The sequence below is a fragment of the Simiduia litorea genome (assembly GCF_042853465.1).
In the GTDB taxonomy this organism is placed as follows: domain Bacteria; phylum Pseudomonadota; class Gammaproteobacteria; order Pseudomonadales; family Cellvibrionaceae; genus Simiduia; species Simiduia litorea.
Genome location: NZ_AP031497.1, coordinates 14557 through 35609 on the forward strand (window position 1 = coordinate 14557; position 21053 = coordinate 35609).

The following is a 21053-nucleotide window of genomic DNA, read 5'->3' on the forward strand; positions in this document are numbered from 1 at the left end:
GCGTGAAACCCTTATTTTTGTTTATGCAGCAAACAATAGTAGAAGCCGTCGCTGTTGTGTTGGCCCGGTAAAATTTGACGGCCCGCCGTTTGTTCTATGCCCCAATGGGCATGTATTTTTTCTTCTTTTGCGTCGGCTGTGTGCGCCAAAAACGCTTCGATCACTTGGACATTTTCTTCCGGCATAACCGAACAAGTCGCGTAGAGTAAATAGCCGCCTTTTTTTAGCAGGGCCCAATTGGCCGCTAGGATGTCAGCTTGTAAGCTCGCCAGCTTAGCAATATCGGCGGGTTTGCGCAGTAGCTTGATATCGGGGTGGCGGCGAATAACACCGGTGGCGGAACAGGGTGCGTCTAACAGGATATGATCAAACGGGGTCTTGTCCCACCAGCTTTCTGGTTTAGCAGCGTCGCCGCAAATAATGGTTGCTTGTTGCTTGGCGCGGCTCAGGTTTTCTCTGACGCGCGTTAACCGTTTAGCTTCTAAATCGATGGCGACTAGGTCGACTTTTGCTGACTGCAGTAAATGCAGCGTTTTACCGCCGGGCGCACAACAGCAATCGAGTACTCTGTCGCCGTCTATGATCGGTAAAAGTTCGCCCGCTAGCTGCGCGGCTTCATCTTGCACACTGAGATCACCCTGGTTGAAACCCGGTAGGCTGGTAACGTCGACCATGGTTTCCAGCTCAATGCTATTGGCGGCCATCTGGCCGGGTTTAGCGATCAGTGAAATGGCGGCTAGCTGTTCGAGGTAGGCTTGGCGATCAATCCATGGCGCTAAGCGCAGTGATAGAGGCGGGTGCTGATTGTTGGCGGTTAGAATGGTTTCAGCGCTATTCGGCCAATGTCTGTGTATCGCCTTTTCAATCCACTTGGGGTGATGGCTTTGTGCTGTCTCGAGCAATGCATCTTTTTGGCGCAAGAAATTACGCAATACGCCATTAACCAGCTTCGTTGCCCACGCTTTGTTTAAATCCCGACACGCTTCTACGGTATCGGAGAGGGCGGCGTGATCGGGTACGCGCATCTGCTCGATTTGGTAAAGGCCTAATAACAGCAGCGCGTGAATATCGGCATCTTTGGGTTTAAAGGGCTTGGCAAGCAGCGATTGTATTATGGGGTTGTAGCGGTAAAACCAACGGCAGGCGCCAAAACATAACTCTTGCACTAGGCCCTTATCGCGGGCCTGAGCTTTGGCGAGGTATACCGGCAAGAGTGCCGATAGGGAGTGCCCTTTGTTTAGTAGATCAGCGAGGCAAAGCGCGGCGACGGCGCGGCTATTCATTGACCGGCTCAGCAGAGATAAATTGGATTCCCTCGGCAAATTTAGCATGGTTGCCGGCGAGCAAATCGGCTATGGCCAATGCTTTCTTTCCGGGTAGCTGCACGGAAGTGAGCGCTAACTGACCCTCTCCGCAAGCTACCACAAGGCGACTTTTACTCCCACTTTGCTCGGCCAGTGCGATGGTACCGGGCGCTACAGCAGCCGTTTCCGTTATCAAAGATGCCTGCCATAACCGCACCCGCTCTTCACCCAGCAAGGTAAATGCCACCGGGAAGGGGTTAAAGGCACGAATCAGACGATCTATGTTTGCAGCGGGTTGGCGCCAGTCTATCTGTGCCTCTTCTTTAGTCAGCTTGTGGGCGTAGTTGGCTTTATCATGGTCCTGCGGCACAGGCTTGACGGCGTTGTTGGCTAGTTGGTCGAGTGTGTCTATTAAGGCGGGGCAACCGATGGGCCAAAGCGTGTCGTGTAGCTCGGCCGCTGTCGTTGTTGGCCCGATAGGGCAGCGGCTGATGGCGAGCATGTCACCGGTGTCTAAACCTACGTCCATCTGCATGATGGTGACGCCGGTCTCGCTATCACCAGCTTGAATGGCGCGTTGTATTGGCGCCGCGCCGCGCCATCTTGGCAAGAGTGAGGCGTGGACGTTGATACAGCCAAGTCGCGGCAGGTCTAACACGGCTTTTGGCAGCAGTAAGCCATAGGCGACCACCACCATCACATCGGCCTGGTATTGCTCGATCAGCGCTTGGTCGTCAGGTGTTTTCAAGTGCGTTGGCTGGTGCACCGGCAAGTTCTGGCTTAAGGCCAGCGTTTTTACTGGGCTTGCCTGTAATTTTTTTCCGCGCCCTGCAGGTCTATCGGGTTGGGTAAAAACGGCCACCACTTGGTGCCGGCTGTCGAGTAGTGCCTGAAGGTGGTGTGCGGCAAACTCGGGCGTGCCGGCAAAGATAACGCGCAAGGGGCTCATGGCTGAGAACTCAAAATTGGTTGACGTGCTTAAGCCTGCTGGCGATGCTGTTTTTCTAGCTTTTTGCGTATGCGATCGCGCTTCAGATTTGAAATGTGATCCACGAAAAGCTTGCCGTTCAGGTGGTCTAGCTCGTGTTGAATGCAGGTGGCCAATAAACCATCTGGCGTTAATTCGAAGCTTTTACCATCACGATCAAGTGCTTTTACCCGAACATGTAGCGGTCGTTCGACGCTTTCATAAAACCCAGGAACCGATAGACAACCCTCATCGTAGGTGCCTGTTTCCTGATCTAAAACATCGACGGTGGGGTTGATGAAAACCATAGGTTGGTTCTGCTCTTCGCTGATATCGATGACCACAATACGCTTGTGAACATTAATTTGTGTGGCAGCTAAACCAATGCCTGGGCAGGCGTACATGGTCTCAAACATATCGTCGATAAGCGTGCGTACCTCGTCGTTAACTTCAGTAACGGGCTGCGCGAGGGTGCGTAACCGAGGGTCTGGAAATTCTAATATATCGAGCTTAGCCATAAACGGTGTGACAAACTTCTAGTAAAAAGATAACAGTCGCTGCTAACATTATGATCAAACAGCATTTACGCCAAAATTTAGCAGCCCAGAGTGATCTTGCCATGGGCAAAATGCAAAGCCGTTGTAGTCTTTATTCAACGGTGGCACATTGTCACTCAAGCTGTGCTGGATTGACAGCAGCAGGGCACTTGGTTTTGGTGCGCTATTATAACGTCTAAATTCTCCAAAAAGGCCGAGATTTCCCCAAAAGGCCATGAGAAACAGGATAGGTTTCTATGAAAAAGCTATTTGTGGGTCTGGCAGCATCTCTATTGTTGTCATTGGCAGTAACCGCAGAAGAAGTTCAGATTCGCGACGATCGTCCGGACAGCTATCGGGTGACCGAGGGCGATACACTCTGGGATATTTCTGGAAAATTTCTGGAAAACCCGTGGATGTGGCCTGAAATCTGGCAGGTAAACCCGCAGATCAATAACCCGCATTTGATTTACCCAGGCGACATAATCACCTTGGTTTATTTGGACGGCAAGCCTCGCTTGGCGATTGAGCGCGGCGTGCCTACCACCAAATTGTCGCCAGGCACTGAGAAGCTCTCCCCCAAAATTCGCTATGAGCCCGTTGCTGCGGCGATTCCTGCAATTCCTTTGGATGCTATCGACGCCTTTTTGACCGGGAGTCGCATTGTGAGCCCAGAGCAGTACACGGGTGCGCCCTATGTATTGGCGGGTGAGGATGCGCGTTTGATCACCGGCGCTGGCGATCACTTGTACGCGCGTGGTGAAATTGATGAAAACGTACCTGTGTACGGTATTTATCGCAAAGGTAAGAGTTTTAAAGACCCAGTGACGGGTGAGTTTTTGGGTTATCAAGCGCTGGATGTAGGCGCCGCGAGTGTTGCTGCCATCAATGGTGATATAGCCACCATGAATGTGACTCGCACTACCCAGGAAATTCTCATTGAAGACCGTTTGCTACCTAGCGCGGATCGCGCGGTTGAGAGCACCTTTTACCCCAAGGCGCCGGATCAAGATATCAACGGTGTGATCATGACCGTTGAAGGCGGCGTAACTCAAGTAGGCCGCATGAATGTGGTTGCGATAAATCGCGGCAGTCGCGAAAGCCTAAAAGCGGGGGATATTTTAGCTATTCTCAAAGACGGCCCCATAGTGCCGGATCGGATTACCGGTAAGAATGTAAAGCTTCCTGATGAGAAAGCCGGTCTGCTGATGGTGTTTCGTGTGTTTGAAAAAATGAGCTTTGCCATTGTTTTGGATGCCAAACGGCCCTTAGCCATTAACGATAAGGTTGTTAATCCATAAAAGATCTGAAATAAAGAGAAACCGGCGAAAGCCGGTTTTTTTTGCGCTAGAGTTAGTAGTGCAGGAAGCACTATCACTAATACCGTCGTTCAAGGATGAACACTATGCAGCCCAGCGAGCGCGATATTCTTATCGCCCTACATCATCTCCCAGGCTTAGGCCCACAGACGTGGTTGAAGCTTGAGCAATTGATACAGTCTCCCGTCGACTTACTGGATTGGCCGAAAGCTAAATTGATTCAAGGTCTAGGCGAGAATGGCGCACAGTTGTTTTGCCAGTGGCGTGCTAATCGCCAAGGTTGGCTGGGGGCTAGGCTCGATGCACTAGCGCGTTGGTTAGAGCAGGAAAAGCGCCATGTGGTAACAATATTAGACGATCTGTACCCACCCCTTTTAAAAGAAACCAGCGGGCCCTTGCTGCTTTATGTGGCGGGCGATCCTCTGGTTCTTAATTTGCCGCAAATTGCTGTGGTTGGTGCTCGAAAGGCTACCGCCGCCGGCCTCAAGACGGCGCACCATTTTTCTCAGGCCTTAGCCTCTGGCGGTTATGGCATTACTAGCGGTTTAGCGCTCGGCATCGACACCCAAGCGCACTTGGGCGCGCTTGCTGGGTTGGGCAAAACAGTGGCGGTTCTGGGTTGCGGCTTAGATAAAATCTATCCCGCACGAAATACCGCCTTGGCGGCAGAGATGATTGGACAGGGTGGCGCAATTATTTCGGAGTTTGCCTTGGGCGTGCAGCCAGAGCCAGGGCATTTTCCCCGCCGCAACCGAATTATCAGCGGTTTGAGCATGGCAACCTTGGTGATAGAGGCGGCGCTCAAGAGTGGTTCGCTGATCACCGCACGCCAGGCTTTGGAGCAAAACCGAGAAGTCTTTGTGATCCCTGGCTCAATTTACAGTGAGGTGAGCGCGGGCTGCCATTGGCTCATTCGCGAAGGTGCAACGCTGGTGGATAAACCAGAGCAAATTGCCGAACAACTCGGCTCGCAGCTGGCGCTTTTTGCGCAGCCGGAACCGGCGGTGCAGAGCGTCGCGGCGTTGACGGCTCGGCAGAGGAAAATATTGCAATTGATCGGGCGTGAGAGGGTCGACTTCGAAGAGCTATTGTCGCTTTCGAGCCTAAGTGTTGCGGCACTACATCAAGCACTTGGCGAACTAGAAATGCTTGGCGCTATTGCCTCCTGCGAACAGGGTATTGAACGACGTTTCACTTAGAATCAACCAAGAGCGGCTTGGCAATTGCCTGTGCAAAGCGTAGGTGGGACAATGCGCGACGCAAAAATAACAGGCTTTAGCAATGACAAACCCTTGGTTGACCCACCCAGAAATTTTAACGGCTGTAGCGGTTGTAAAAGCCGGTGGCGTGATCGCCTACCCCACCGAAGGCGTTTGGGGCTTGGGTTGTTTGCCAAATAATGAACAAGCCGTATCGCGTATATTACAGCTGAAACACCGCGCCGTTGAAAAGGGTTTGATACTGGTTGCGGCCGATATTAATCAAGTCATACCGTGGCTGGATACGCTCGATAGCGACCAGCTCGGCTTGTTGTCGGAAACCTGGCCTGGGCCCAATACTTGGTTGGTGCCTCACGCGAATAAAGTGCCGGCCTGGATAACCGGTGAGCACGAAAAGGTGGCTTTGCGGGTGAGTGCCCACCCTATTGTTCAGGCGCTTTGCCAGCTGTTAGATTCGACCCTAGTTTCTACCTCGGCCAACCCACAAGGTGCCCCTGCGGCACTTTCGGCCGCAGAGGTAAGTGCTTACTTTGGTGCCGATGTCGACGCTCTAGCACCTGGCGAACTGACCAACCCCGGCCGCCCCTCGGTGATTCGCGATCTCATCACCGGTGCCGAAATTCGTCCCGCCTAATATCTCAACCTTGGATGGTTAATAAACATGTCTGTCGCCGATGTAATTGATAAAGATGCCGTTAAAGCCTACTTGCTCGACTTGCAAGAGAGCATTTGCGCCGGGCTCGAAAAAGTTGATGGCGGAGAGTTTACCGAAGAGACATGGGAGAGGGCAGAGGGCGGCGGAGGCCGCTCGCGGGTATTGGCGGAAAGTCGCGTATTTGAAAAGGCCGGCGTCAATTTTTCTCATGTGTTTGGCACACAGTTGCCACCATCGGCCACCGCCGCTCGGCCCGAGCTCGCCGGCCGCTCCTTTGAGGCCATGGGTGTATCGCTGGTGATTCACCCGAAAAACCCCTATGTACCGACCAGTCATGCCAATGTCCGCTTCTTTATTGCAGAAGCAGAAGGCGAAGCGCCGGTTTGGTGGTTCGGTGGTGGCTATGATTTAACGCCCTATTACGGTAACGAAGAAGATTGCCAGCACTGGCATCGCACGGCTCAAGCCGCTTGTTTACCCTTTGGCGATGATTTATACCCGCGCTTGAAGGCTTGGTGTGACCGCTATTTCTACCTCAAGCATCGGGACGAACCGAGAGGCGTGGGCGGGTTGTTCTTCGATGACTTCAATGAACTTGGTTTCGATCAGAGTTTCGCCTTTATGCGCTCTGTGGGCGATAGTTTTTTGGAAGCTTATGTGCCTATTGTCGAGCGCAGAAACTCGCGCTCCTTCGGTGAGCGCCAGCGTCAGTTTCAGCTTTATCGACGCGGTCGCTATGTTGAATTTAATTTGGTATTTGATCGCGGCACGCTGTTTGGTCTACAAACCGGTGGTCGCACGGAATCGATTTTGATGTCTTTGCCGCCTTTAGTGCGCTGGGAATACGGCTATGAACCCGAGCCAGAAAGCGCCGAGGCCGAGTTAACGGAGTTCTATTTAAACGCGCGGGATTGGTTGAAATGACCAAACACTATCAAGTCGTGGGCAACCCTATAGCGCAGTCGAAATCACCGTTTATTCACGCTGAGTTTGCCAAGCAGACCCAGCAGGTTATTTCTTATCAGCGTGCTTGCCCTGAGGTTGATGGATTTGCCATTGAGGCGCAACGCTTCTTTGGATCCGGTGGCTTGGGTATGAATGTCACCGCACCGTTTAAGCTGGATGCCTATAACTTCGCCGATTCGCTAACCCCGCGAGCGACCTTGGCGGGCGCGGTCAACACCTTAGCCTTACAGGATGATGGCAGCATTTTAGGTGATAACACCGATGGTTATGGTCTGGTTACAGATATAACTCAACAACTTGGGTGGACCCTTAAGGGCAAAAATATATTGGTATTGGGCGCTGGAGGCGCCGTGCGCGGTGTTTTGCAATTGCTACTGGAACAGCGACCCGCGCAATTAGTGCTGGCCAATCGTACCTTGGCCAAGGCCGAGGCTTTGGCCAGTGTGTTTACTCACCTCGGGCCATTAGAGGTGGTTGAGTTTGCGGCGCTTCCGGCGTTTCCGGCGGGGCATTTTGATCTGATTATCAATGCTACTTCGGCTAGCCTCGCCGGTGATCTGCCCCCCTTACCCGAGGCCCTGATCGCGCCCGAAACCCATTGTTACGATATGACCTACGGTGCCCAACCCACGGTATTTTTACGCTGGGCGGAGTCGCTTGGCGCGGGCGTGCGCGCCGATGGCTTGGGCATGCTCGTAGGGCAGGCAGCGGAATCTTTTCGCCTTTGGCACGGTGTTATGCCTGAGGTTAAGCCTGTGATGGCGGCTTTACGACAGCACCTGAAGGCCTAGCTTGACGCCAGAATTCACCATTTATTGGCCGAGCGCCTCCATGTGCTGGTCTTTCAGTTTCACATAGTTGTTGGCCGAGTATTGAAAAAACTGCCGCTCTTTATCGGACAAAGGGCGGGCTTGGCGCGCCGGTGCGCCCATGTACATAAATCCCGACGCTAAGCGTTTACCTGGCGGTACTAGGGTGCCTGCACCAATCACTACCTCATCTTCGACGATGGCGCCATCCAAAATGGTGGCGCCAATGCCTACTAAAATACGATTACCTAAGGTGCAGCCGTGCAACATGGCACCGTGGCCAATGGTGACATCGTCGCCGATGGTCAACGGCCAGCCGTCGGCGTTAAAGGGGCCGGCGTGGGTAATATGTAAAACTGCACCGTCTTGCACACTGGTTCTCTTGCCAATCCGAATGCGATGCATGTCGCCACGAATGACCACCATTGGCCATACCGAGCTGTCCGCGCCGAGCTCAACATCGCCAATGATGACTGAGCTTGGGTCGACAAAAACGCTGGGATCGAGTTTGGGTGTGTGTTGCTGAAAGGGCCTGATAGGGTTCATCGATTGCTGCCAAAGTAGGGTAAAATGGTATTTTACCTTGTCACTCCCACCAGCGGTAACCCGATGACCCAGCTCGCGACAAACTCACTGTTACTCGACCCCTATTTCCCACCCTTTAACGAATTTACGCCGGCCCAGGCGCAGGCTGCTGTCGTCACCGTTATTGCACAAAATCGCGAGGCCATAGACGCCGTGGTTGCTGCAGGCCTAAACAGGCCGGCAGTAGAAGTGTTGCGGGAATTGGAAGCTATTGACGACCGGCTTTCGCGCCTTTGGTCGCCCATTGGCCATTTAAATGCCGTGCAGAACAGCGAAGCCTTGCGCAAGGTGTACGAGGCCAGTTTGGCCGAGTTAACCCAGTACGGCTCCGATATGGGGCAGCACCAAGGGTTGTATGAACTCTATAGCCAAATTCAGGCATCGCCCGAATTTTCCGACTTTAGTCAGGCTCAAAAACGCGCAGTTGAGCTCGCGTTAAGAGATTTTACCTTGGCGGGTATTGCCTTAGCGCCCGAGCAACAGGCGCAATTTAAAGCGATTAAAAAGCGCCTAAGCGAATTGAGTAACCAGTTTTCCAATAATGTTTTGGATGCAACGCAAGGTTGGCATTTGCACGTTACCGATGAAAAACAGTTGGCAGGCCTGCCCGGTAATGCCAAAGCTCAAGCCCGCCAAGCCGCCGAGCGCAAAGGCTTAGACGGCTGGGCAATTACGTTGGATTTTCCCGCCTATTTAGCGGCAATGACGTTTGCAGACGACAGATCGGTTAGAGAGGCCGTGTATCGTGCCTATGCTACTCGGGCATCGGAGTTCGGGCCAAGGGAAAGAGATAACAGCGCACATATCGTTGAACTTTTGCAATTGCGATCCGCGCTGGCGACGTTGCTCGGCTATGAAAATTATGCCGAACTGTCGCTGGCAAAAAAAATGGCCGATAGCAGTGCGCGAGTGACAGATTTTCTCGAGGATTTAGCAGAAAAATCTAAGCCCGTCGCGCACCAGGAGTGGCAGCATTTACAGGCATTTGCACAGCAATATTTGCACATCGATAACCTGTGTGCATGGGATGTGAGCTATGCCGCGGAAAAACTCAAGCAACGTGACTACGAGCTATCTCAGGAAGAGTTAAAACCTTATTTTCCGGCGCAAAAAGTGCTGACAGGCCTGTATTCAGTGGTTGAAAAGCTTTTTAATGTTCACGTTGAAAAGTGCGCAAATATTGCTGTTTGGCACCCAGATGCCGAGGTATTTGAAATCAAAAGGCAGGGTAAAACCCTGGCGTATTTCTATCTGGATCTCTATGCCCGCTCGGATAAACGCGGTGGCGCATGGATGGACGACTGTCGCGTTAGGCGTGCGACCGAAAATGGTATCCAGCTACCTATCGCCTACCTAACCTGTAACTTCACGCCACCCCTAGGCGACACCCCTTCGCTGTTATCCTTCGATGAAGTGACGACGTTGTTTCATGAGTTTGGTCACGGTCTGCACCACATGTTGACTGAAATTGATGTCGCCGCTGTATCGGGTATTAACGGTGTGCCTTGGGATGCGGTGGAGCTCCCTAGTCAGTTTTTAGAAAACTGGTGCTGGGAGCCCGAAGTCATTGGCTTGATTTCTGGTCATTACCAAACGGGAACAGCCTTGCCGCGTCAGCTGTTGGATAAAATGTTGAAGGCTAAGCATTTTCATACGGGCATGTTTATGGTGCGGCAATTGGAGTTTGCGCTGTTTGACTTTCGCTTACACCAGCTCGAAAAAGTCGAAAATATTGCTGAGGTACAAGCCTGCTTAGATCAGGTTCGAGAGCAAGTGAGCGTGGTGATACCGCCTGACTTCAATCGTTTTCAACACAGTTTTAGCCATATTTTTTCAGGTGGCTACGGCGCCGGATACTATAGCTATAAGTGGGCCGAGGTATTGTCTGCTGATGCATTTTCTAAGTTTGAAGAGGAAGGCATTTTTAATCAGTCGACGGGGCAGGCATTCTTGCGCAATATTTTGTCGCAGGGAGGCTCGCGTGATGCCTTAGCGCTTTTTAAAGCCTATCGGGGGCGCGAACCGCAGGTAGAGGCCCTACTAAGACACAGTGGAATAAGAGCGTAAATATGGCGAGTGTAAAAAAGCGATTTATTGCCGGTGCGGTATGCCCAAGTTGCAGTGCGATGGATCGAATTGTGATGTACCGCGACGGCGAACTAGATTTTCGCGAGTGTGTAGAATGTGGTTTTAAAGATGAGATGCGCTTTAAAACCGCGGTGCGAGAATTAGATACGCGCGTTAATCAAGATGAGGTAAAAGTTGCGCAAGAAACGCAGGTGTTGCAATTTCCACCGATAGAGAAATGAAGCGTTAGTGCAGATGTGAAGCATCTGATTTCTGTGCAAATTTTAGGTCGATACAGAGGTCGTTAATTAAGCAGGGGTGTTGTGCAATTTCCACGTCCCAGCCACTGAGTTGATGTTTACCGACATAGCGCTGAAAGGCATCAGAGGTTAATAGTCTGTCTACAGTCGAGCCACGCATGAGCAGCATTTCGATGGAGTACTGCACCGCGTGGTCGAGATCGTTAGCAAAGGGCTCGCCAATTAGACTGTGAACAATTAAGTTGGCTTTTGTCATATCCATTGGCGCCAGTGGAATACCAAATCTCGCACAAATGTGATCGTTTACCTCTTCGATAATTCTATGTGCTAAGTAAGCTTCGTCTAACAGCGCAGCAATGCCAGTATGGCCGTCAATAAGCTCAGGTGGGCTTAGGAAAAAATCTTGAGCAATGCGCAAAAAAGGTGTGGTGACATCTTGGATATTATGCTCCTTGCCGATCTTATTAACGGCGTCAATAAAATCAGGAACGTGACGAATATAACTCATAACAAATTCCAACAGCGCTTCGGGGCATGCATTTGGTTTTCCGTCGTTGCCCAAAAAAGCAATGGCGTTATGAAGCTTGCCAAAGTTAGCCGTTACGACACGCAAAAAGATACCCTCTGAGCGCTCTTGTGCTATAGCCGTTGCGACAATGTCTCTTATTCTGGTTAGCTCTTCCGCGGTGGGTAGCTGTTCGGGCCAGCCATTGAGATCAGATTTTTGCCTGTGAAATAACACCCTAACCCCTTACCGGTAATTGTTAAATTTACAATCGTATATCTATTGGGCTAATACCGCCCAAACCATGAAAACCCATAGCCTTCACATATTAGTAGCAAATGAAAAAATAGGTAGTGCTCTTTGCAACACATCAAATACAAAGATGTTGTTTCTGCACATATGTTCGAATTTAAAATCGATTTGCCGATTACAGTGGAAACTCTAGCAGAGCAAAACAGATTGCTAAGAACGAGTCATTCTAATGTCATCATAATTGAGATCGAAGTGGTGGGATAACTAGGTAAGCAAGGGTTAGGCCCCGCGTTAGGTTGAATAAGGTAAAAGCTAACCAAAGGCCGTGATTGCCCAGTGGCGAGGTAATCCACCATAGGGGCAGAAAGACCACAAGGCAGGAGAACAATAGACTGTTGCGCATTGCCTTTGTTTCACCGGCGCCAATACAGTAACCATCCAGAACATAGGCACCAACAGAAACCGCTGGCAGGATGGCGCACCAAAAGAAATAGTTTTCTACGGTTCGGCTAACCACCTCAATATCGCTAAAAAGTGGTATCAAGTTCGATTTCGAGAGCCAAAAACATACGCCGATACCAATGGCGACAAAAGCAGATGTATAACTGGTGTTAAGCAACAGCTGCCACAGCTTGTCAGCGCGCTTTTGCCCTTTGGCCTGCCCAGTTAGCGCCTCGGCGGCGTGCGCCAGTCCATCTAAGGCGTAGGAGGCAAGGTGCACCAGTTGCAGTAGTATGGCGTTAGTAGCCAGCACCGTATCGCTAAACTGTGCGCCTTGGCTGGTAAAAAACAGCAGTACAAACATCAAGCAGCAGGTGCGAACAAATAAGTGTTGGTTTAGCGTTAATACCGATCGCCAATCATTAGGCTGTTTTCTGATGAGCCTGAGGCTTAGCTTAGGTTTATGGTGTAAATACAGCGCGAGGGCGACAACTAGACCCAAATATTCGCTCAATACCGAGGCCCAAGCGGCACCTTGGCTACGAAAGTCCCAATAAGTGATAAACAGTAAATCAAAGCCAATGTTGGCGGCATTGGTCATTAATAAAACGATCAAGGGCAACTTGGTCAGTTGTCGGCCAATAAACCAACCGAGAAACGCATAGTTGAGCAGGGTCGCTGGCGCTGACCAAAGCCGCGTTTGGCTATAGTTGAGAGCGAGGTTTGAGACCTCGGCGCTAGCGCTCATGGTGGTAATCACAATTGGCAGTAGTGAAGGACCTAACATCATGATTATTAAGGCTAAACACAAGGCTAGCAGGCAATTTTGTGCGAATGCCTTTTCACCCGCGGCGGCATTGTCTTCGCCGAGTGCCTGCGCGACTTGACTCGTCGTTCCCATGCGCAAAAAGCCAAAACCCCAAAATACCAGTGTGAGGATGCTTGCGCCGAGCGCACAGGCGCCGATATAGACTTGACTGGGTAAGTGACCTAGCAAGGCAGTATCAACCAGCCCTAACAGCGGTTGCGTGATGTTCGAAAGCATGAGCGGCCAAGCCAGCTGCCAGATTTTTTGTTGTAAGGCTCGGGTGTTAGGGCGCAAGACCGTGCCCCGCAAGTGCCGTCAGTGGCCTTTGATTACCCTTAAAAAGAGAACGTAACTTAATAAATTTGTTGATTTTTTTACTCGCTTATGGCCTTCTTAGAGCCGCATATGAATGCGACGATTTGCCGCAGTTTGTTGGATGTAACCCTCGGTTGACTGAAAAGTGCCTGGTATCGCCTCAAATGAAAGCGCAGATCGCACTAGCTGGTATCAGTGTGACGGCTTTGTTGTACGCGTGCTTGTGATAAACAAGTCCGAAAAAGATACGCAGGATCTCGGTTTCGGCCGAGCTATTTTAAAGTTTACCGTTGTTACCGGCAGTGGCAACCTTTTAGGTTACCGCCTTTACGCTGGGTTCATCCGTTAAGTAGTCATAAAAAGCATAACTAGCTACACGGAGACAATGGGCATGCTGAAACAAGCAAAGAGCAGTTTTGCTTGGTTGCTTGGCTTTTCGTTATTTAGCCAAATTACCTTGGCAGACGAAGTCGAGCGTTGGGGGGTCAACATGACCCAGGGGGTTACCGCTGTAAGCCAAGAAATCTATGGTTTACATATGGATATCTTCTGGTGGTGTGTGGCCATCGGTGTTCTGGTTTTTGGTGTGATGTTCTACACCATGATCGTGCATCGCAAAGCCAACGGCGCGAAAGCGTCCAACTTCCACGAAAGTTTATTTCTTGAGGTCTTGTGGACTGTGGTGCCAATCATCATTTTGGTGATTATGGTGATACCTGCCACAAAAACACTGATCAAAGTCTATGACACCAGCGAGCCCGACTTAGATGTTGTGGTAACCGGCTATCAGTGGAAATGGAAATACGAATATCTTAATGAAGACGTCAGTTTCTTCTCTTCGCTATCCACCCCCTCTGATCAGATCAGGAACCTAGCGCCAAAAGGCCCTAACTATCTGTTAGAAGTGGATCATGAGTTAGTGATTCCGATAAAGAAGAAGGTGCGCTTCCTCATTACGGCTAATGATGTCATTCACGCTTGGTGGGTGCCTGACTTAGCTGTGAAGAAAGACGCCATCCCAGGGTTTGTTAATGAGTCGTGGACTTTTATTGACGAGCCGGGAATATACCGCGGTCAATGTGCTGAACTCTGTGGCAAGGATCATGGCTTTATGCCAATCGTCGTGCGTGCTGTGCCGCAAGAAGAGTTTGATGCTTGGATGGCCAAAAAGCGCGAAGCGTCAGCGGCCATTGCCGAAGCGGCAAAACAAACCCTCACCTTTGATGAACTCTATGCCCAAGGCGAAGCGGTTTATCAAAAGCAATGTGCTGCTTGCCATCAACCCGATGGTAAGGGTATTGCGGGTGTTTTCCCTGCCATTGTTGGCAGCCCCATAGCCAATGGCGACATGCGTGCTCACTTAGATCGCGTGATTAACGGCGGGAAAGGTATGCCTCCCTTTGGTGAACAACTAACCCCGGTGGAAGCCGCGGCAGTTATCACCTTTCAGCGTAATGCGTTTGGCAACAACACCGGTTCACAGGTGCAGCCAATCGACATTGTGAATTTCAAGCAAGGTTCATAAGGGGAGCAACACATGGCACACGGCCCTGCTAAAGGTATTACTCGGTGGTTTTACACCACCAACCATAAAGACATCGGTAGCATGTACTTGTGGTTCAGTTTTGCGATGTTTTTACTCGGCGGCGTATTCGCCCTAGTTATTCGCGCAGAGCTTTTCGAGCCTGGCTTGCAAATTGTTGAGCCAGAATTTTTTAACCAGATGACCACCATGCACGGATTGGTGATGGTATTTGGTGCGGTCATGCCGGCCTTCGTAGGTTTGGCAAACTGGATGGTTCCTATGATGATCGGTGCGCCAGATATGGCGCTGCCGCGAATGAACAACTGGTCTTTTTGGATTCTCCCCTTTGCCTTCACCATGTTGGCGTCCACGTTGTTTATGGAAGGTGGGGCACCTAACTTTGGCTGGACATTCTACGCACCCTTATCAACCACTTACGCACCACCCAGCGTAACCTTCTTCATTTTCGCCGTGCATATCATGGGCGCCAGCTCCATCATGGGCGCGATTAATATTATCGCCACCATTTTGAACATGCGTGCCCCTGGCATGACTTTAATGAAAATGCCGTTGTTCGTATGGACCTGGTTAATTACGGCTTACCTATTGATTGCAGTGATGCCAGTGTTAGCCGGTGTTGTCACCATGATGTTGATGGACATTCACTTCGGCACCAGCTTCTTCTCCGCCGCTGGCGGTGGCGACCCTGTATTGTTTCAGCATGTGTTCTGGTTCTTTGGACATCCAGAAGTGTATATCATGATTTTGCCAGCCTTCGGCGTGGTGAGTGCGATTATTCCAACCTTCGCGCGCAAGCCGCTGTTTGGTTACGCATCCATGGTATACGCCACCGCATCGATTGCGTTTTTAAGCTTCATCGTTTGGGCTCACCACATGTTTACCGTGGGTATGCCGATCGCCGGTGAATTGTTTTTCATGTACGCCACAATGCTGATTGCCGTGCCCACGGGTGTGAAAGTCTTTAACTGGGTGACAACCATGTTCAAGGGCTCTATGACCTTTGAAACGCCTATGTTATTCAGTGTGGCCTTTGTGATTCTGTTCACCATCGGTGGTTTTTCGGGTTTGATGTTGGCCATTGCGCCGGCGGATTTCCAATATCACGACACCTATTTTGTGGTGGCGCATTTCCACTATGTGTTGGTGCCGGGCGCTATTTTCTCGATCACCGCGGCGGTGTATTACTGGCTGCCTAAATGGTCGGGCAAGATGTACAACGAGATCATGGGTAAAACCCATTTCTGGCTGGCGTTTATTGGCTTGAACCTAACCTTCTTCCCGATGCATTTCGCTGGCTTGGCAGGTATGCCGCGCCGTATTCCCGATTACAATTTAATGTTTGCCGACTGGAATATGATTTCATCAATAGGCGCATTCCTATTTGGTGCCGCCCAAATTCTATTCTTGTACAACATTGTCGCGGCCATTGTGTCCGGTAAGAAAGCGACTGATCGCGTCTGGGAAGGCTCGCATGGCCTGGAGTGGACGGTGCCATCGCCGGCGCCTTATCACACTTTCTCTACACCGCCAGAAGTTAAGTGATTCGATCGTGGCAAAAGATCTGGATAGTGCCAATGCAAAATTAAGCGCGAAACTCATCGCGCTTGGTTTTGCCATGTTCGGCTTTGCTATTTTCGTCATGCCGCCTTTGTATGATGTGTTTTGTGAGATTACCGGCCTTAACGGTAAAACCGGTAGCCAATACCAAGCGAAAGAAATTACTGTTGATCTAAGCCGTGAAATAACAGTTCAGTTTGTGGCAACCAACAATGAAGCCATGCCCTGGCTTTTTAAGCCTGGCGTACAAAGTATTAAGGTGCACCCGGGGCAGGCGGTGGATGTGATTTATCACGCGGTTAACCCTACCGGCAAAGATATGGTGGCACAGGCAGTACCGAGCTTGGTGCCGTTTAAAGCGGCACAGTATTTTCATAAAACAGAATGTTTTTGCTTTAATAACCAGCCGTTAAAAGCTGGAGAAAGCGCTGAATTAGGTCTGCAATTTATTGTCGATCTCGATGTACCTAAGCAAGTAAATACGATTACTTTGTCTTACACGCTGTTTGATATTACCGATGCCGTTGGTGCACAACAGGTAGCGAGCAGCAGTGTGGGTACCACCCTAACAACTCCATAAAAACGCGGGGTAGCAACATGGCAACAGAAGGAACTTACTACGTTCCAGAGCAAAGCAAATTACCGATATTTGCCAGTCTGGGACTTTTCTTAACGGTATTTGGTGCCGCTAATTGGATGAATGGCAACGACAACGGCCCCATGATTTTCATGGCCGGTGGCTTTGTCATGGCGGTAGTGTTGTGGAATTGGTTTGGTACCGTTATCGAAGAAAATATGAATGGCATGAACTCCGTTCAATTAAAAAAATCCTATGTATGGGGCATGGGTTGGTTCATCTTCAGTGAACTGATGTTTTTTGCTGCATTTTTTGGTGCACTTTATTACATCAGAAATTTTTCGCTCCCTTGGTTAGGCGGTGAAGGCACGCACGATACCATGACCAATGAGCTGCTCTGGAATGGCTTCGAGAATCACTGGCCTTTGATGACCACACCAGATATGGCGGCCAACGGTTCGGGTGCAACTGTTTTAGGCCCAGAGCAAAATATGAGTGGCTCCAATGTAACGGCAGAAAATGTTTGGGGTTGGCTACCGCTGTGGAATACCATCGTCCTGTTGACGTCTTCAGTTACCGTGCATTTCGCCCATTCAGCCATCAAGAAAGATAACCGTAAGGGGTTTAACTGGTGGCTTGGGCTCACCGTTACACTTGGTATTATCTTTTTGATTTTACAGGTTGAGGAATATATCCACGCCTACCAAGAGCTGGGCTTAACCTTAGCTTCAGGTGCGTACGGAACGACCTTCTTTATGTTAACGGGTTTCCACGGTGCCCACGTCACACTCGGTACATTTATGTTACTGGTTATGTGGGTGCGTTCCGTATTTAAAGGGCACTTTAAGTCCGACGACCAATTTGGTTTTGAAGCTGCCAGTTGGTATTGGCACTTTGTCGATGTGGTTTGGGTCGGCTTATTTATTTTTGTTTACGTGTTGGGTTAACAAAAAATAGGGGCCTGCTTATAGCAGGCCTCTCGATTCCCACGGCGCGGTACTAGCTAATTGGCCGGTATAGAAACCATAAAAAATAGTGAGTAACAGTAGCGCGGCCAAGGTGATTCGAATACCAAGCGCATAAAGTGTCCTTTTCGAATCCGTTGCGCCCATATCTTTGAGCAAAAATACTAGGCCGCTTGTGAGACTTGCGACAACCGCAAGAAAAAGTACACCAATGATTATTTTTAAAAACATAGGTCGTTTCCTCAATAATTAGGGAGCCACCTTACGCCTTTGCAAGGGCGCTGGCAATTGAGGTAGCTATGCCAAGCGAGCAACTCGAACACCGCACCGGTGCTTCGTCTGCAGTCCCAGAAAAACTGCACTTCAACATTAGTATCAGGCTGCTAGCGCTAGGCTTGTTATTGTTTCCCCTGTTGTTGGCCTTGGGTGTATGGCAACTCGAGAGAGCTGACGAGAAAACCCGGCTTTTAGATGCACATAAGCAGCAACAAAACCTAGCCCCCATCAGTGTGAACGGTATTGAGGAATCTGCGGTACAGGCTTTAGCACCATTCACCAAAGTCACATTTAACGCAAACATTGACGCGAGTATCTATTGGTTGCTCGACAATCGTATTCATCGTGGCCGCGTGGGGTATGAAGTACTACAAGTTGCTCAAGTTAAGGATTTCTGGTTGCTGATAAACCGAGGTTGGATAGAGGCGGCCTTCGATCGACGTGTAGCGCCCGAGATCCAGTTGTTAACGGGTAGCGTTAACATCGCGGGGCAAATCGCCTTGCCGTCGAAAAATATCATGCTAAAAAATATGTCGCCTGATGCTCAAGTTGTCGAGCGAATTGCGGAAATAGATCTGGCAAAGTTGAGTGCCATTTCAGGCTTCAAATTGAGTGGCCTGGTGCAATTAGCGCCAGAAAGCGAGGGTGCCTTGATGACCAACTGGCCCACTGTGAATATCTCTCCGATGAAGCATCAGGCCTACGCTTTCCAATGGTTTTCTATGGCCTTGGCTTTGGTGATATTGTTGCTCTTTGCCAACACCAATTTATTAACCTTGCTAAAACAAAAGACAACGAATAAATAAGACGTAGCTAACACATGACAAATTCAGAATTATCTAACTCGCGCAAATTTCAATGGTCTAAGTGGCTGGTGATGGGCGTTATCTTGGTGCCGATGCTTGTGGCCTATATTGTTTACGAAACTGGTCTGGGCATACCAACAGGCACCATCAACAAAGGTGTTTTACTAAACCCACCGGCTCAATTAGATAGCCTTGCATTGCAGGATATTGATGAAAAGCCGACCACAATAGCTCAACTACCGCCTAAGTGGCGCTTGGTCGTACCTGCTATGTCTGGCTGTGATGAAAGCTGTGTTGAGGCGCTTTATGTCACTCGACAAGTGCACACCCGTTTAAATGAAAAATACACGCGAGTTGAGCGGGTATTTTTAGTGGCGAATCTAGATGCTGCTACCGAGCAACTGCTTGCCGCGGAGCACGCCAATATCCACGTGCTCAAGGTCGAGCAGAAGGCTTGGGAGGCGCTGCTGGCGGCCACCAATTTCCGTCAAGGCCGTTACTTGATGATGGACCCAGATGGCTTCTTAATGATGTATTATCAAGACCAGCACACGGGTAACGATCTGCTTGCAGATCTGAAGCGCATGCTTAAATTTTCCCGTGAACACTAAAATAATAAAGCCAAATAGAGGTATTGAGATGCAAGCCACAGAGCCAATGATGCAATCATTAAGCTGGCGCGACTATTACGAACTATGTAAACCGCGCGTTGTCATGCTAATGATCTTAACCTCTGTTATTGGCATGTTGTTAGCCGTGCCAGGCATGGTACCGATCGATATACTGATTCTTGGCAATCTCGGTATTGCGCTTTGCGCCGGATCCGCAGCGACGGTAAATCATTTGGTTGACCGTCATATCGACCAGAAAATGGCTCGTACCTTTAATAGGCCGGTGGCTGGTGGGCGAATTGACCCCATGCGCGCTTTGTTATTTGCTTTGGCCACGGGCTTAGCTGGCATGGCTATCTTATTAGTGTTTATTAACGCGCTAACGGCCTGGTTAACCTTGGCATCACTGCTGGGCTACGCGGTTGTCTACACACTGTTTTTAAAGCGCGCGACGCCGCAAAATATTGTTATCGGTGGTTTGGCCGGTGCAGCGCCGCCGTTGTTGGGGTGGACTGCCGTGACTGGCAGCATCGATCCAGGCGGCCTGCTACTCGTATTGATCATTTTCGCCTGGACCCCGCCGCACTTTTGGGCCTTAGCTGTGCATCGGAAAGAAGAATACGCCAATGCCGAAATTCCAATGCTACCGGTTACCCATGGCGAGTATTACACCAAGATTCACATCCTTCTTTACACCGTTATTCTGTGTCTGGTGACAGCCTTGCCGTACCTCACAGGTATGATGGGTTGGCTATATTTGTTAGGCGCGGCCACGCTGGGAGCGGGGTTTATCTATTGGGCCTTGGTGATGTTACTGACCGATAGGGAATCTGCCGGTATGGACACCTTCCGCTATTCAATTATTTATTTAATGGCGCTGTTTCTCATTATGCTGTTGGATCATTATTTTATCAGCCCGAGTTTGTGGGTGCCGGCGGTATGACTGAGGCGATGAAAACCGAACAACAAAAGCGCGGTATTGCCATCACCTTGGGCGTGATTGTGGCGTTTATCGTGGTTGTTATGTTGCTGTTTATTAACAAAATTACCACGCCAAGAGTCTTGAGTAATCTAGAGTTGCAGGTGCACGGCACGATTGTTTTTGAGCAGCCGAGAATTTTTAAGGATCTTGTTTTGCTGGATCACAAGGGCGAAGAGTTTACCAAGGCGCGGTTTCAAGGTAAGTGGAGTTTTGTTTTTTTTGGTTTTACTCACTGCCCGGATATCTGTCCAACTACTATGGCAGCCCTGTCTAGCTGGTATAAAACCTTGAGCCCAGAGGTACAACAGCAAACTCAGATCATTATGGTATCGGTTGACCCGGCACGCGATAGCGTCGAAATCTTGGCTCAATACGTCCCTTATTTTAATGCGGATTTCATTGGGCTGACGGGGGAGTTCTTGCCGATTAAGCGCTTTGCCAATCAGCTCAATGTTGCCTTCACCAAAGTCGTACAGGGCGATGATTACACGGTTGATCACAGTGGCATTATTGCCATGATTAACCCGCGCGGCGATTATCACGCCTTTATAAAGCCGCCACTTAACGCCGAAAATGCGAGCTTAACCTACAGTTCTATACGCAATAGCTTTCCCAGCGACTAGTTGTTAGGCGTTACCATCGAGTGCTAAAACGACTTCGCGCTATTGAAAAGAAATTGCGTGCGGGCATGTATCGAATTTGCCTTCCTATTTTTAGAGAGCGC

The 21053-nt window shown here is 50.0% G+C and carries 22 protein-coding genes; 15 read left to right on the top strand and 7 right to left on the bottom strand.

Translation table 11 applies throughout. The features are described from left to right. Positions 1-11 precede the first annotated feature (11 nt). From rsmB to def, 3 genes are read right to left on the bottom strand one after another with little or no spacing between them, the layout of a single operon-like run. Positions 12-1283, bottom strand: coding sequence for a 16S rRNA (cytosine(967)-C(5))-methyltransferase RsmB (gene rsmB / locus ACGHTT_RS00060; RefSeq protein ID WP_390592754.1), 1272 nt, complete (start codon positions 1281-1283; stop codon positions 12-14). Next, positions 1276-2253 carry a methionyl-tRNA formyltransferase gene (fmt, locus tag ACGHTT_RS00065; RefSeq protein ID WP_390592755.1) on the bottom strand — a complete coding sequence of 326 codons (978 nt, stop codon included), beginning with the start codon at positions 2251-2253 and terminating at the stop codon, positions 1276-1278. Before fmt ends, rsmB begins: the two co-directional genes overlap by 8 nt. Before the next feature lie 29 nt (positions 2254-2282). Then, the gene (def, locus tag ACGHTT_RS00070) at positions 2283-2789 is read right to left on the bottom strand and encodes a peptide deformylase (protein WP_390592756.1); all 507 of its coding nucleotides are present in this window, start codon (positions 2787-2789) and stop codon (positions 2283-2285) included. 275 nt (positions 2790-3064) lie between these two features. Here def and ACGHTT_RS00075 point away from each other — a divergent pair, with 275 nt between their 5' ends. From ACGHTT_RS00075 to aroE, 5 genes are all read left to right on the top strand, one after another. Continuing rightward, positions 3065-4108: a LysM peptidoglycan-binding domain-containing protein gene (locus tag ACGHTT_RS00075; protein ID WP_390592757.1), complete on the top strand. Its 1044-nt coding sequence runs from the start codon at positions 3065-3067 to the stop codon at positions 4106-4108. A gap of 104 nt (positions 4109-4212) precedes the next feature. Beyond that, positions 4213-5325, top strand: coding sequence for a DNA-processing protein DprA (gene dprA / locus ACGHTT_RS00080; protein ID WP_390592758.1), 1113 nt, complete (start codon positions 4213-4215; stop codon positions 5323-5325). Between the two features lie 82 nt (positions 5326-5407). Next, on the top strand, positions 5408-5980 hold the full coding sequence (locus ACGHTT_RS00085; protein WP_390592759.1) for an L-threonylcarbamoyladenylate synthase: 573 nt from the start codon (positions 5408-5410) through the stop codon (positions 5978-5980). A 27-nt stretch (positions 5981-6007) separates the two neighbouring features. Then, a complete protein-coding gene (gene hemF / locus ACGHTT_RS00090) occupies positions 6008-6925 on the top strand; it encodes an oxygen-dependent coproporphyrinogen oxidase (protein WP_390592760.1) in 918 nt (305 codons plus the stop codon). Next, entirely contained in the window at positions 6922-7758 is an 837-nt protein-coding gene (gene aroE / locus ACGHTT_RS00095; protein ID WP_390592761.1) for a shikimate dehydrogenase, read from the top strand. The genes hemF and aroE overlap by 4 nt, the downstream gene beginning before the upstream one ends. Before the next feature lie 21 nt (positions 7759-7779). Here aroE and ACGHTT_RS00100 read toward each other — a convergent pair whose 3' ends face one another. After that, positions 7780-8322, bottom strand: coding sequence for a gamma carbonic anhydrase family protein (locus tag ACGHTT_RS00100; RefSeq protein ID WP_390592762.1), 543 nt, complete (start codon positions 8320-8322; stop codon positions 7780-7782). A gap of 63 nt (positions 8323-8385) precedes the next feature. On the opposite strand from ACGHTT_RS00100, the gene ACGHTT_RS00105 reads away from it, so the two are divergent. Together ACGHTT_RS00105 and ACGHTT_RS00110 are read left to right on the top strand one after the other, a co-directional pair. Further along, complete coding sequence (locus tag ACGHTT_RS00105; protein WP_390595092.1) at positions 8386-10428, top strand: M3 family metallopeptidase; 2043 nt, start codon at positions 8386-8388, stop codon at positions 10426-10428. Between the two features lie 2 nt (positions 10429-10430). After that, entirely contained in the window at positions 10431-10670 is a 240-nt protein-coding gene (locus ACGHTT_RS00110) for a YheV family putative zinc ribbon protein (protein ID WP_390592763.1), read from the top strand. Positions 10671-10674: 4 nt separating this feature from the next. On the opposite strand, the gene ACGHTT_RS00115 is transcribed toward ACGHTT_RS00110, so the two are convergent. Then, the gene (locus ACGHTT_RS00115; protein ID WP_390592764.1) at positions 10675-11430 is read right to left on the bottom strand and encodes a hypothetical protein; all 756 of its coding nucleotides are present in this window, start codon (positions 11428-11430) and stop codon (positions 10675-10677) included. Between the two features lie 250 nt (positions 11431-11680). Then, the gene (locus tag ACGHTT_RS00120) at positions 11681-12988 is read right to left on the bottom strand and encodes an MATE family efflux transporter (protein WP_390592765.1); all 1308 of its coding nucleotides are present in this window, start codon (positions 12986-12988) and stop codon (positions 11681-11683) included. Between the two features lie 412 nt (positions 12989-13400). Here ACGHTT_RS00120 and coxB point away from each other — a divergent pair, with 412 nt between their 5' ends. Genes coxB through ACGHTT_RS00140 form a run of 4 tightly spaced genes read left to right on the top strand, consistent with a single transcriptional unit; the run spans position 13401 to position 17636 of the window. Then, positions 13401-14534: a cytochrome c oxidase subunit II gene (gene coxB, locus ACGHTT_RS00125; protein WP_390592766.1), complete on the top strand. Its 1134-nt coding sequence runs from the start codon at positions 13401-13403 to the stop codon at positions 14532-14534. Positions 14535-14546: 12 nt separating this feature from the next. After that, a complete protein-coding gene (gene ctaD / locus ACGHTT_RS00130) occupies positions 14547-16097 on the top strand; it encodes a cytochrome c oxidase subunit I (RefSeq protein WP_390592767.1) in 1551 nt (516 codons plus the stop codon). 7 nt (positions 16098-16104) lie between these two features. Then, positions 16105-16692 carry a cytochrome c oxidase assembly protein gene (locus ACGHTT_RS00135; protein WP_390592768.1) on the top strand — a complete coding sequence of 196 codons (588 nt, stop codon included), beginning with the start codon at positions 16105-16107 and terminating at the stop codon, positions 16690-16692. Between the two features lie 17 nt (positions 16693-16709). Then, positions 16710-17636, top strand: coding sequence for a cytochrome c oxidase subunit 3 (locus ACGHTT_RS00140; RefSeq protein ID WP_390592769.1), 927 nt, complete (start codon positions 16710-16712; stop codon positions 17634-17636). Positions 17637-17654: 18 nt separating this feature from the next. Here the strand turns inward: ACGHTT_RS00140 and ACGHTT_RS00145 are convergent, their stop codons facing one another. Continuing rightward, on the bottom strand, positions 17655-17885 hold the full coding sequence (locus ACGHTT_RS00145) for a twin transmembrane helix small protein (RefSeq protein ID WP_390592770.1): 231 nt from the start codon (positions 17883-17885) through the stop codon (positions 17655-17657). A gap of 68 nt (positions 17886-17953) precedes the next feature. On the opposite strand from ACGHTT_RS00145, the gene ACGHTT_RS00150 reads away from it, so the two are divergent. The 4 genes from ACGHTT_RS00150 to ACGHTT_RS00165 are packed head-to-tail and all read left to right on the top strand — an operon-like array spanning position 17954 to position 20952. Continuing rightward, complete coding sequence (locus tag ACGHTT_RS00150; RefSeq protein ID WP_390592771.1) at positions 17954-18736, top strand: SURF1 family protein; 783 nt, start codon at positions 17954-17956, stop codon at positions 18734-18736. Positions 18737-18750: 14 nt separating this feature from the next. Further along, positions 18751-19347, top strand: a complete 597-nt coding sequence (locus ACGHTT_RS00155; RefSeq protein WP_390592772.1) for a hypothetical protein — start codon at positions 18751-18753, stop codon at positions 19345-19347. 28 nt (positions 19348-19375) lie between these two features. Next, on the top strand, positions 19376-20290 hold the full coding sequence (cyoE, locus tag ACGHTT_RS00160) for a heme o synthase (protein ID WP_390592773.1): 915 nt from the start codon (positions 19376-19378) through the stop codon (positions 20288-20290). Further along, positions 20287-20952, top strand: a complete 666-nt coding sequence (locus ACGHTT_RS00165; RefSeq protein WP_390592774.1) for an SCO family protein — start codon at positions 20287-20289, stop codon at positions 20950-20952. Before cyoE ends, ACGHTT_RS00165 begins: the two co-directional genes overlap by 4 nt. The last annotated feature ends 101 nt before the right edge of the window (positions 20953-21053 follow it).